Origin of the sequence: Candidatus Poriferisodalis sp. (genome assembly GCF_965215815.1) — a bacterium.
Classification (GTDB): domain Bacteria; phylum Actinomycetota; class Acidimicrobiia; order Acidimicrobiales; family Poriferisodalaceae; genus Poriferisodalis.
Genome location: NZ_CBDCEO010000012.1, coordinates 1,359,441 through 1,371,367, shown reverse-complemented (window position 1 = coordinate 1,371,367; position 11,927 = coordinate 1,359,441). Strand labels below are relative to the sequence as shown.

The following is an 11,927-nucleotide window of genomic DNA, read 5'->3' as shown; positions in this document are numbered from 1 at the left end:
TCTCATGGCTGCCGGAACAGTCGTAGTGACAGTCTTGGTGAACCGCCAAGTCGAGCCACTCAGCGTCCCGACCTTGCCTGATGCGTTGCCAGATATCGCCGAGGATGATGGAGCGCGAAGGGCCGATTCTCTGCAGGCCCCATCGCCCACCAGCGATGCTGCGAGCAGCACGGACCTGGGCGCCGAGCCCGAAGCCGTGGTACCGACATCCGTAGACGAGCCCGGTGTTGAGGATGCCGGGCGCGCCGTCACCGGGTCTGGGTCAGCGCAAGAAGCTGCACCCATTCCGGTGCCCAGTGGCGACGCGCCGGATTGGGAGGGCTTGGCCCGTTCGGTCGTGCAGTTGTGGTCACCGGGCTGTGAACAGACAGGCTCGGGCATCATCACCGGAGACGGCGGTGTGGTGCTCACGAATTCCCATGTGCTGCACGAGGGCGGGGACGGCAGCGGACCGATCTGCGAGGTGAATGTCGGTTTCACGCGGAGCTATGCCGATCCGCCTGCCGGATGGCGCCCGGCATCCGTCGTGGCCGACGACCCGATCCGCGACCTCGCCGTGGTTCGTCTTGCCGACGCACCCGGCGACGTGCATCCTGCTTTGGAGTTCGTCTTGGGCAATCTGTCGCTCGGAGACGAAATCACGATCCTGGGCTATCCCGCTTTCGGCCAGAGCCAGGAAACGCTCACGTTCACCAGCGGCAGATTCTCTGGAACAACAACTGACGACGGCGGCTTCGTCTTCCATAAGACTGACGCTCTGTTGGACGCCGGCGTCAGCGGCGGCGCCGTATTCGACAGCGATGGACACCTCGTCGGGGTCGCAACTGGCGGCGTTGAAGGCGTAGGCGGTCACCTCGGGTTGGTGATCCCCGCCAGCGATGTCCTGCAGTTCCTGCGTCGAAACGGCTTCGATTCACCGAGCTGAAGCGTGGGGCGATGCCGACGTCGGTCAGCGACCTGCCGTTTGCGATGATCACATTGGCCCCGTCGGTGCCGGTCGGGGTCTGCTGCGCTGCCAGTGCAGCAGCGTGCACTCGGTCGGTGTCGGCGAGATGTTCCATGCTCACGTCCGGCGCGGCGCGGCTCAGCTCGGCTTGGATCGACGCAGCGATCGCTGCGGTGCCTGTGTCTGATGGCGACGAGCCCAGCGCCACCGGCGGCGTTGGCGTGTGGTTGCTGTCGGGCGGGTTCTGAGCCGTTGACGGCTGCGCAGGTTCCGGCGGCGGGCCCCCGGTTGCTTGCTTTTTCGAGGGGGGGACTCTGCTGCTCGGTTGGTATGCGTGTGGCTTATATGTGTCTGAGTCTGTTGAGCGCGGCGTTGGCCGTGGAGGGGGTTTGTCGGTGAGGATGGGGTTTCGAAGCTGCGTGCGGCGGCGTGTCCGGGTGCTCTGTCCTTTGGTGTTGGTGCTTGTCGTGGGTGTGGCGTTGGCGCCGGTGGGAGCGGCGGGCGCGGTGTCGGGCGACCCCGAGATCGAGCGGCTGGAGGGGCCTGATCGTTATGCGACGTCGTTGGCGGTGGCTCGTCGTTTCGCTCGGGAGGCAGGCGGCGCGTTGGACAGTGCGGTGCTGGTGTCGGGCACTTCGTGGCCTGACGCGGTGGCCGCGGCGGGCTTGGCGGGCTCGCTGGACGCGCCGGTGCTGCTCGCGGGCGCCGACGGCCTGAGCGCGGACGCGCTCGGGTTCCTGGCCGACGCGCGGGTGTCCAGTGTGGTGGCGGTTGCCACGGGCGCTGCCGGCGCGGCGGCGCTGCTTGAGGTGCTGGGGTCCTTGCCGTCGGGCGTCACCGATACCGAGCTCGTCTCGGGCAGCGACGCTTCGGTGATGTCGGCGGAGGTGGCGGAGCGCATCGGGGACCCCGGAGTGATGCCCGGCCATGGCCGCACAGTGATCGTGGCCAACAGCACGGTGTTCGCTGACGCGCTGGTGGCGGGGCCCTTCGCGGCGCGAGGCGCTCATCCGGTGCTGCTCACCCCGCGCGGCGCGTTGCATTCCGATGTCGCGGCATACATCACGGCACGAAACGTCGACCATGTGGTGATCATGGGCGGGACCGCGGCGATATCGGCCGGGGTCGAACGGGGAGTGTCAGATCCTCTGTGTAAGGGGGTTGGTCTGAGAGTGTCGTGTCGGTGATGGATGCCGGGGCGACAGGAAGGACCGCAATGACTGAGAATTATCGAGAGAGGCTGCCGGCGAGGCCGGCGGCGGACACGACGCCGCTGGTGCCTGACGAGGCGCTGGAGGCGGTGATGGAACGCGTCCGCGCCGAGGGCGCCGAGCTGCTCGGCGCGGACGGGCTTTTGACCCAGCTCACCAAGGCGGTGCTCGAGCGGGCGCTCGCGGAGGAGCTGACCGATCATCTGGGCTATGAGAAGGGCGACCCTGCGGGGGCGGGGTCGGGCAACTCGCGCAACGGCGCCACGCCCAAGCGGGTGCACACCGACATCGGCACTGTGGACGTGGACGCTCCCCGGGACCGCAACGGCTCCTTTGAGCCTCGGATCGTGCCCAAGGGCGCGACGCGCCTGGAAGGGTTCGACGACAAGATCATCGCCTTGTACGCCAGGGGCATGACCGTGCGCGACGTGGCGGCCCATCTGGGCGAGATCTACGGCGTGGAGGTGTCCCATGACCTGATCAGCCGTGTCACCGACGGGGTGCTCGACGAGCTCGAGGCGTGGCGCAGCCGGCCCCTCGATGCTGTCTATCCGATCGTCTTCATCGACGCGCTGAACATCAAGATCCGCGACGGCCACGTCGCCAACCGGCCCGCCTATCTCGCTGTGGGCGTCGATCTCGACGGCCGCAAGCATGTGCTGGGCATCTGGATCGGCGACAGCGACGGCGAGGGCGCCAAGTACTGGCTGGGGGTGCTCACTGAGCTGCGCAACCGAGGCGTCGAAGACGTGCTGATCGTGTGCTGCGACGGCCTCAAAGGCCTGCCCGACGCGATCGAGGCGACCTGGCCCGCGGCCACCGTGCAGACCTGCGTGGTGCACCTGCTTCGGGCCTCGCACCGCTACGTCACCTGGAACGACCGCAAACAAGTCGCCACCGAACTGCGTCCCGTGTACGCCGCCGTCGACGCCAAAGCCGCCGAGGCGGCGCTCGACAAGTTCGAAGCCGGCATCGGCGCCAGATACCCCGCCGTGGTCAGCCTGTGGCGGTCGAGCTGGGAACAGTTCATCCCGTTCCTGGACTACCCCCCAGAAGCCCGCCGGGTCATCTACACCACGGATGAAATTGTCAAGTCGTGGTGTGGGGGCGTTGGGGCTGCCAGTGGGCGACGAGGACTTCGTAGGCGTGTTCTTGCTGCTCGACGATGGCCTTCTCGGCGTCTCGCAGCGGTTTGTTGTGGTAGTCCCGCGAGGGCCCGGCGGCGGGGCCCCGGCGCGACGGGGCGCCCGCGGCGAGCTCGAGGGATCGGCGCTTGTGGGCGACCAGGCTGGGGCGGGCGAACGCGTAGTCCTGTTGCTTTGTGACGAGATGCCAGCACAGCACGGTCATCTTGCGGGCGGTCGCGACGGTCGCGATCTGGAACCCGCGCCGGGTCTTGATGCGGCGATGGAACGCCCGCAGCGGACCGGGGGCCCGCGACGCGCTGAAGGCGGCTTCGACGAGCATCCCTCGGGCCTGTGCCCGGCCGGCTTTGGTGATCCGGCCGTGGCGGGCGGGGCCGTTGCCGGACTGGTGGACCTTGGGGTTCAGGCCCAGGTAGGACACGAGGCGGTCCGCGGACTCGAAGCGGGAGAAGTCCCCGACCGCGGCCACGATCGAGGCGGCCACGGTGACGTTGATGCCCGGAACGGTCATCAGCCTGGCGACCACCGGGTCCCCGACGGCGTCGGCAGCGATGTCGCGCTCGACCAGGGCGAGCTCGTCGCCGGCGAAGTCGAGCTGGCGCAACAACGCGTCGACGCTGCGCTGCTCATCAGCGGGCAGCGCCTGTCGGGCGAGCCAGCGACCGCCGACGCCGCCGAACATGTCCGCGTGCGGGCATGTCGGCACCAGGTTGCGCGACAAGATGGCGTGCACCTGGTTCTTGAGCCGGGTCCGCTGGCGCACCAGATGGGTCCGGCGCGCCACCAGCCGGCGCCGCATCCTGGTCCGCTCGTCAGCCACCCACGTCTCGGGCAAGAAATCGGCCGCGAGGAGCTGCGCGAGGATGCGGGCGTCGACCTTGTCGGTCTTGACCTTCGCCTCAGCGATCGCTCTGGTCTTGCGCGGGTTCGACACCACAACCCTGGCCACGACGTCGCGCAGCATCACCGCGATCGCATCAGAGTTCGTCGTTGCCTCCAAGGCGACCTCGTCGCCGGGCTCGCAGAACTCCGCTGCCCACTGGCGCAGGTCCTCGGGACGCACCCCGATCCTGCCCTCGTCGCGCACCAGCCCGTCCTCGACAACGGCGATCTGCGCGAACGAACGATGCACATCCATCCCGATATGACGCACCACAGCTAGGTCTCCTCTCCAGCATCGGATCGAGGAACCACCGGGCGGACACGACAAAAACGGATTCGCGCTCACAGCGCAATCGGGCCGGTCGCAGGGGCGGCCAAGTACTAACACGAGCTCGCAGCTCAACGTGTAGATCGGCCTGCCCTAGCTGTTCCTCCAAAACACCCCGAACCCGACAACCCCGAACCTAGAAGACCCGACCGCCGCCGAACACGGAGCACCAGATTTCATACCCGATACCAACATGATCGAGTCCATCAACCGCCAGCTCAGAAAGGTCACCAAGAACCGAGGGCACTTCCCCAACGAGCAAGCCGCCCTCAAACTGCTCTACCTCGCCATCAGGAACATCACCACCAACAGAGGAGGACCACAAGGAACAGGAACCATCGGATGGAAACGCTGCTTGAACCAGCTCGCCGTCCGCTACCCAGGACGACTCCCGCTCACCTAAAATGACCAACCGACCGACCCGCTTACACAGAACATCGGACACTCCCGTCGAACGCGAACTGGCGGCGCTCGGGCCTAATGTCACACGGCTCGGAGGAGCGACACGGTTCGAGACCGCGACCGCAACAGCCGACTTCGTCGAGGCAAGGTACTCCTCGGCGGCCCCGCGGTGCTTCGACCGGGCCACAGCAGGGCTCGCGACAGCGCTCGTGCCGTTCGACTCGTTCAGCGCCGCGCCGCTGCTCGCCGCGCTGTGCGCGCCCTTGCTGCTCACCGAACGCGACCCGCTCCACCCCTCAACCTCCCGGTGGCTCCGAACTAGCACCGAGCACATCATCGTGCTCGGCGGCAACTCCGCAGTGTCCCAAACAGCAACCGACACCTACCTCAGCACAGGCGAGACCGCGCAGGCTGTCGTGCAATACCGCACCGGGGACACCGTCGCCGGCTTCACCGCCGACTCCAATCCCGATTTCAGTACGCTGGTCAACGCGAGTTTTGATGCCTTGATGGCTGGCGCGACAGCTGACGATTCGGTAGCGATGGAAGCATCGACATATAATGCATGCGACGCTACTTTGTTACTGAACGTATCTCGCTCAACCATCACCCAAATCTATGTCGTCTGTATGCAACAGGACCGCGACGACATACCCATCCGGGGCGCAAGATACTTCTCGCAGCCGAAACCCGCAGAAAGCCCCGTCCAATTGTGTCAATGCGGCTGTGTGTTGAATCGCGAAGAAAACATCCAACAATGCGTATGGCAATGCGAACGTGATGAATGAGTTGCCAATGCATACGCGGCCATGCAGACAGTTGATGCGGAACACGCCGTACTATTGAGAGGAGCGTTATGAAGGGTTGGGCCATGATCCGTTCGGGTGAACGCGTGGAGCTCGCGAGCGTCGGTGACCGGGTCGGAGCCCGCGTCATCGACACTCTGCTCATGTGGCCGGTCGCAGTCGGGGTGTGGGTTGCGATCCGGTGGACTTCGCCGTCCTTCGAATTCGCAGGTTCAGTGACCCCATATTTGATGCTAGCAGCGGTTGGCCTTCTCTACGAGGTTCCGATGGTCGCCATGAATGGGGGGCGAACCCTCGGCAAGGCGGCGACAGGAATCAAGGTCGTGCGGGAAGCCGACGGCGGTGTGCCCCGCTGGCGCAATTCGGTTGTCCGCTGGATAATCCCGGCAGCTGTAGGTGTCATTCCGTTCATCGGGCCGCTTCTCTGGCTGTTGGTCTACATTTCACTGACCTTTGACGACGCACGGCAAGGCTGGCACGACGACAGCGCAGGCACTCTCGTTGTCAAACGGTGGCAAACCACGCCGGCAAGCTCGCTGGCTCAGGCAGACTTGAGCGAAACGGTCACCGGTCCTGCCGCCGTCGGTTGCGATTCCGGACCACAGGGAGCTTCCGACAACCATGGGCTTGAATCGACGTCGCGACGACCGCGTGCTGCGCCTCCACCGGGCGACACGGACGATGATGAAACGTCGCACAACAGCGGCAATGCTGCGGCTGTCTCGGGCTTTGTCCTCTCGGTCATAGCCGTCATTCCCCCGGCTCTGGCCGCCTATCGACTGGCGACCGTGCCCGCGTGGAAGTTTGCCGGCTTCGGAATGGGGGTGGCCTTAATCCTACTCCTTCTTCTCCCGTATGAAGCCATATTTGGACTTGGGGCGACGACTCTGTCCATAATGGGAATCGTACGAGCCAAGACCGAAAAGAGACCGCGAATGGCGCTCGGTATTGCCGGACTCGCTATATCTCTCATCACTTTGCTTTTGACGATTAGCACATTTGTGATATGGAGTATGCGCAGCTCATAGTCGTGGGAGCGATCGACATCCGCGACACACAACGGCCCTTCGCGTTTGAGCGTGGGATTGAATCACACTGGGACGTTTCTATAGATGTCAAGTGCGGGTTGTGAGGGTGGCGAGGTCGCCTCGGCGGGTGCGGTAGAGCTCTCGTGCGACGAAGCGTTTGAGGCAGCGGATGGCTTCTTTTTGAGCCTTCGTCTTTTGTTGGGATGAGGGCGGGTTGGGGGTCCGCGGGTAGGGGTCGAGGCCCTGGGGGGATCGGTGTTTGCAGACGCCGAACCCTGGAGGGCTTCGATGAAGCGTGATGTTATGTCGGCTGCGGCTGCGGCGGATCGAGGTGCTGGGGGTGATCGTCGACGCGCCTGAGCGGCTGGTGGTTCGGGTGCGTTCGACGGTGCGCCGCCCGTGCTGCCCCGATTGCGGGACCCCGAGTGGGAAGGCCCATGATCGCCGGGACCGCGAGGTCCGGGACTTGGAGGTGTCGGGGCGGGCGACCACGCTGGTGTTCGAGCAGCGGCGCATGGTCTGCGGCGTCTGCGGCGGCCGGCGGTTCGCCGAGGACCACCCGGCGTTCGAGGGCCGTGTCACCGCGCGGCTGGCCCGTCGGCTGGTGGGCGACGCGCGGGCGATGACGGTCAACGCCGCAGCCCGACGTCATGGGCTGAGCTGGAGGCTGGCCGACGCGCTGGTGGTGGCCTGGGCGGGTCTGGTCGCCGACCACCGGCGGCGGCAGCGGTGCCGGGTGCTGCTGGTGGAGGGGACCTCGATCCGCAAGCGGCACCGCTATGTGACGGTGCTCGTCAACGGCGACACCGGCGAGGTGTTTGCCATGGTGCCCCACCGCAACACCCAAGCACTCAGCGGCTTTCTGGCTGCTCAGGGGCACAAGTGGTGCAAGGGCGTGAAGATTGTCGTGTCCGACGGCTCGGCGGCGTACAAGGCAGCGATCGACAGGCGGCTCGGCCACGCCCGCCATGTGCTGGACCGGTTCCACGTCATCAGATGGTTCGCGGCGGGGCTCACCGCGGTGCGCCGCGACGTGCAGCGCCGCCCCGAGGGCTCCAAGCCGGCGTTCGACCCCGAAGTGTTCCGGGCGCGGTTCTTGCTGATGCGCCGGCCCGACAAGCTCGACGCCGCCGAGCGCAAACGGCTCGACGCCCTGTTCGAGACCCATCCCCGGCTCAACCCAGCATGGCACGCGCTCGGCGAGCTGCACCAGCTCTACCTCGCCGGCGACCACGACGACGCGATGGCCGCCCTGGACCGGTTCGCGGACATCTACGGCACCGGGCTGATCCCCGAGTTCAGCGACACCGTTGACACGTTCCTCGCATGGCATGCCCAGATCCTCGACTGGCACCACGCCGGGCGACCCAGCAACGGCCGCATCGAGGGAACAAACAGCCTGTTCCAAGTCCTGCGCCGCAAAGCCCACGGCTTCACCAACTACGCCAACTTCGAAGCCCGCGGCCTTCTCCTAACATGAACCCCGCCGAGCCCAGCAGCCCAAATCTCAACATTTTGTGAAGGCTCTCTCTCTTCATCGTGGTCATCCTCCCATCCTCGGGGAATCAGACCCTCAACTCATGGACCCAAATCAGGGTCCCCCGTCAGGTGAGCTTCCCCCTAATTTTGGAAGCGCCAGTTCTTGAAAGCTCAGAGCTTAATCCACCAGTTCTGGCCCGAAAACCGGCCATCGCGGACGGGTTGCCGTCGACGCCGACTGGCAAGACCTGGAAGTACCGGTTACGTGACAGTGCCGCGTGAGCTGGCTCGACCCAGTCAGTCCTTACTGGCCTTACGAGATGGGAATGCCCCCGGTTATGTTGGTAACCACAAGGAGGGCAACGAGTACAAGGAGGGCGATTAAGAGCCAGATTCGCGGCGCTTTGCGTCGTTGCCTGTTCGATTCGTTAGAGGATCCGTCACTATCAGGTCCTTGCACGCTGCCCAATTTGATCACCTCTTCGAGTCCTGTTCTTTGGCAGAGCTAGCATAGTTCCTTGTGCGGTTGTCTCAATCTCCGGCCACCGGTCCGGTAGATGCTCCCATGTGTGTCCAGTGGGGAGTTGGCCGAGGTGTTGTAGGTAGCGCATGGCGAGTGCGTGGTTCCCATGCGGAAGATGCCGCGAAGGTCTCTTCGGCGTGCCAGACACCGAAGGACCTCGCTGTGGGGCCCCCGGCTGCGGGCAGATCACTCAGCTTCGCTTGGCCCTGGTCGGTGGCGCGTTCGTGTGCCCACGGCAGCCGCCGCCGTATCCGATTGAGCGGATCGTTGGTGGTGCCGCACCCGCCAGTAGTGATGTTCTGGACGCTCCGGCCTATGTCGTCGATGGTGCCGTTGGCGAGCTTGACCGCATGGAACGGGTCGGCAACCTGGATCGTCTTGGGCGGTGCCGTGGTGAACGCTTTGCGATAGGGGCCCGACAGGTCTATGACCGCCCAGCGCACCCGCCGACGCCACCGCGATGAGCGCCCCTGAATCCATCTGGTGGCCTCCTCAGCGCGGCGACCAGCGACTATGTCCCCGAGTACGCCCCTTCGGGCGTTCACCACGGTGATTCCCCAATGCTCTTGGTGGTATCGGCCTCGGCGGAAAATAGGAGTTTCGTCGAGACCCAGAGCGGCCACGCCGTCAGTGCGCGACCGGTCCGCTTCGAGCAGGGTGTGGCCCCACCGGTGCACCGCGGCCGTCACCGTGTGCCAACCGGTGCCCAACTCGGCTGCAATCTCTTTGATTGCACGACTGGCGGGTCGCGTGCCTCGCCGCCGGGGCAGTCATGCGCGCCGTGGGCGCCCCGATCCGCGGCTGCTGCTCGGTGACCGTGCGCGCAGCGCGTGACCCGCTCGGGCAACGCCAGCGGCGCTTGTTCCACACCAGACGCACCGCACGCCCCCACGCCGACAGGTCCGCCAGGCACACCGGGTTCACGTCGTGAGCACACACCTTGCCGCCGCAGCTCACGTAGCACGGCCGGGCAGCTAACTTGACACCGATCACCAGCGGGCTGCCATATTGGACACCTCCACTGGTGGTTGTGGCTTCGACATCCCGGCCATCATGACCGGCCCGTCGCAACCACCAGTGGAGTTCGCCCACCTTCGATTCTGGGAGATCCCTCCTTATCTGTCAGGGACCCTCGACGCACTACTCCACGCGCAAGCGCGAAGCCTCCGTTTGCTGACCTCGCGCTGGCCCTGCAATAGAGTGCCCGACAGGCACACAAGAGCCTTAAACTTCGAATTAAGGACCGCGTTTCGGAGGTGACCGATGGGTCCAAAAGAACCTTGGTTCGCGACGGCTGTCAGACGGCACCCCGTCCTCGGCGGAGTGACCGCGCTGTACGTGGCCGCGTGGACCGTGTACGGCATTGTGGCGAGCGCAGCCGGTGTGTATTCCTATCTGATCTGGGTGACGCTTGTCGCCACCCTGTTGATGTACATTGACTACTCGGTTCGTTTCTCCACCTATGTGCTCGTAATGATGTCCATCGTTGGATTTGGACACATGGCAGGGGCAAACCTCTACTTTTCCGGTGTCCTCCTCTACGGGCAGGATTGGTTTGGGTTCATCCGTTACGACCAGTTGATCCATGTCGCCGGTTTGGGAACCGCCGGGTTGATCGTATGGGAGGCGACGCGCCGGATGCTGGCCGCTGATGGTGGAATGAAAGCCGCCGTGGTGGTCATCCTCGGAGCTAACTCGGTAGGGGCCGTCATCGAGATTGGGGAATATCTGGCCACGTTGGCCCTTCCATATACCCGGGTGGGCGCCTACGCCAACAATATGCAGGACTTGATTGCCAACCTGCTTGGTTCTCTGATCGCTGCATGGTGGGCCAGCCGTCCACCGGTTGAGGATTCCGTCATTCGACCTCGCCTTATTGGGTACCGCCCTCGCCGCGCCTCCAATAATCTCGTCACCAAGATCGTAGGTTCGCCTGATGACTGCGTCGGTCCGCCTGTGAGGAAGCTGGCGTCCCGACTCCCGCAACTGGGCCTACGCCACGATCCGAGAAAGCACGATTCCCACGATCACCAAATCAGTGCTGAAATGCGCAATAATGGGTACGGCCAAACCCCCGGAGCGCCTACGCAAGACACCCAGGAGCAGGCCATAGGGGAAGACGAGAACGACCCCGGTGAGCCCTTGGAGGATCCCCGAAGGGAAGTGCAACGCGGCGAAGATGGCCGCTTGCATGACTAAGGGCACGAAATCCGATCCAAGGACTCTCTCGAGCGAATCCTGAACGACCCCTCGGTAAACGGTCTCTTCGAGCACAGCAGCGACAACCGCCGTGAGAATGCCCGCCGATACGAAAGCCCAAATGGGCCAGTCACGAACGTATTCGACCACTTCGGCCAGTTGTTCCGGTCGCCTCTCGTACCACGCCCAGAGGGCCATTCCTGCGAGCAGGCCGAACGCGGCGCCTACGGCGCCCTGCCCTAGGCGCCATGGCCCAGCGCGACGCCAGGGGGCAACCTCACGCAGCCACGGCAATCGCGATCTCACCACCAGGTACGCGACGAAGGCGAAACCGAACACCAACCGTTTCGGGCCGAGGCCCACAAGTTCCAGCAAGAGGAAGGCCACCAGCAGAACGCCGACGGAACTCGCAGCGACCATCCGGCGCGCTATGGCGGTGGCAGTCAGCAGGACTGCAACGATGCCACCCGCGACCAATATGCCGAGCGACGTCGTGAACGGCAGGAGTGTCGCCAGACACGTGAGCGAGACGGCGACAGCCGGCTCGCCCTGCATGTTCGCGCTCGGTCCCATGCCGTTCTCGTCGCCAGATGAGCCAGTGCTGGCTGGTCGCAACATCAATCTCCCTTCAAGGGCTCCAGCTGCGGCCCGATGTGCCCGTCGTTCCGGCGCCCGGTCCGCCCGAACGCGTCCTCGCCGCGTCGTAGATCAATCGGAGGCTGGCGGGTGAATCGCCCCCGGCTTCGTGGAGGCTCTGGAGTTCCTTGGGTCTTGCGTCGGCACGATGCCGGCTTCATGCCGCCGGCTTATGTTGGCGTTGAGCTCTGAACTCATTGAGTTACAGCATGCCAAGCGAGGTGCACCGTCGCTGCTCGCAAGGAGCCGAACAATCTTCAACCAGCAGCAGGGCAATTCCCCCCGTCGACCGGTCAGAGACACTGCCGAATCTGACTGACAGACCCGTCTCTGGCGTGGCCG

General features: G+C 64.9%; 9 protein-coding genes and 3 pseudogenes. 9 read left to right on the top strand and 3 right to left on the bottom strand.

Translation table 11 applies throughout. From position 1 onward, the window contains the following. Window positions 1-4 precede the first annotated feature (4 nt). The 4 genes from ACOOHB_RS08085 to ACOOHB_RS08070 all read left to right on the top strand — a co-directional run bounded on the left by ACOOHB_RS08085 (window position 5) and on the right by ACOOHB_RS08070 (window position 3,482). On the top strand, window positions 5-925 hold the full coding sequence (locus ACOOHB_RS08085) for a S1 family peptidase (protein ID WP_420444275.1): 921 nt from the start codon (window positions 5-7) through the stop codon (window positions 923-925). An 11-nt stretch (window positions 926-936) separates the two neighbouring features. Then, a complete protein-coding gene (locus tag ACOOHB_RS08080) occupies window positions 937-1,194 on the top strand; it encodes a hypothetical protein (RefSeq protein ID WP_420444274.1) in 258 nt (85 codons plus the stop codon). A 153-nt stretch (window positions 1,195-1,347) separates the two neighbouring features. Continuing rightward, the gene (locus ACOOHB_RS08075) at window positions 1,348-2,133 is read left to right on the top strand and encodes a cell wall-binding repeat-containing protein (protein WP_420444687.1); all 786 of its coding nucleotides are present in this window, start codon (window positions 1,348-1,350) and stop codon (window positions 2,131-2,133) included. 116 nt (window positions 2,134-2,249) lie between these two features. Continuing rightward, window positions 2,250-3,482 carry an IS256 family transposase gene (locus tag ACOOHB_RS08070; protein WP_420444686.1) on the top strand — a complete coding sequence of 411 codons (1,233 nt, stop codon included), beginning with the start codon at window positions 2,250-2,252 and terminating at the stop codon, window positions 3,480-3,482. Window positions 3,483-3,528: 46 nt separating this feature from the next. Here ACOOHB_RS08070 and ACOOHB_RS08065 read toward each other — a convergent pair. Further along, window positions 3,529-4,440 (bottom strand): annotated as a pseudogene (locus tag ACOOHB_RS08065) (IS110 family transposase); the annotation flags it as partial. Between the two features lie 259 nt (window positions 4,441-4,699). On the opposite strand from ACOOHB_RS08065, the pseudogene ACOOHB_RS08060 reads away from it, so the two are divergent. The 4 genes and pseudogenes from ACOOHB_RS08060 to ACOOHB_RS08045 form a co-directional block, all read left to right on the top strand. Then, window positions 4,700-4,915: pseudogene (locus ACOOHB_RS08060) on the top strand (transposase); the annotation flags it as partial. 1 nt (window position 4,916) lies between these two features. After that, a complete protein-coding gene (locus tag ACOOHB_RS08055; RefSeq protein WP_420444273.1) occupies window positions 4,917-5,702 on the top strand; it encodes a cell wall-binding repeat-containing protein in 786 nt (261 codons plus the stop codon). Between the two features lie 104 nt (window positions 5,703-5,806). After that, window positions 5,807-6,748: an RDD family protein gene (locus ACOOHB_RS08050; protein ID WP_420444272.1), complete on the top strand. Its 942-nt coding sequence runs from the start codon at window positions 5,807-5,809 to the stop codon at window positions 6,746-6,748. 298 nt (window positions 6,749-7,046) lie between these two features. After that, entirely contained in the window at window positions 7,047-8,228 is a 1,182-nt protein-coding gene (locus tag ACOOHB_RS08045) for an ISL3 family transposase (RefSeq protein ID WP_420444271.1), read from the top strand. Between the two features lie 530 nt (window positions 8,229-8,758). Here ACOOHB_RS08045 and ACOOHB_RS08040 read toward each other — a convergent pair. Further along, window positions 8,759-9,460, bottom strand: a complete 702-nt coding sequence (locus ACOOHB_RS08040; RefSeq protein ID WP_420444270.1) for an ISL3 family transposase — start codon at window positions 9,458-9,460, stop codon at window positions 8,759-8,761. Between the two features lie 553 nt (window positions 9,461-10,013). Here ACOOHB_RS08040 and ACOOHB_RS08035 point away from each other — a divergent pair. After that, window positions 10,014-10,496 (top strand): annotated as a pseudogene (locus tag ACOOHB_RS08035) (DUF2238 domain-containing protein); the annotation flags it as partial. Between the two features lie 246 nt (window positions 10,497-10,742). On the opposite strand, the gene ACOOHB_RS08030 reads toward ACOOHB_RS08035, so the two are convergent. Continuing rightward, on the bottom strand, window positions 10,743-11,147 hold the full coding sequence (locus tag ACOOHB_RS08030; protein WP_420444685.1) for a CPBP family intramembrane glutamic endopeptidase: 405 nt from the start codon (window positions 11,145-11,147) through the stop codon (window positions 10,743-10,745). Window positions 11,148-11,927 lie beyond the last annotated feature (780 nt).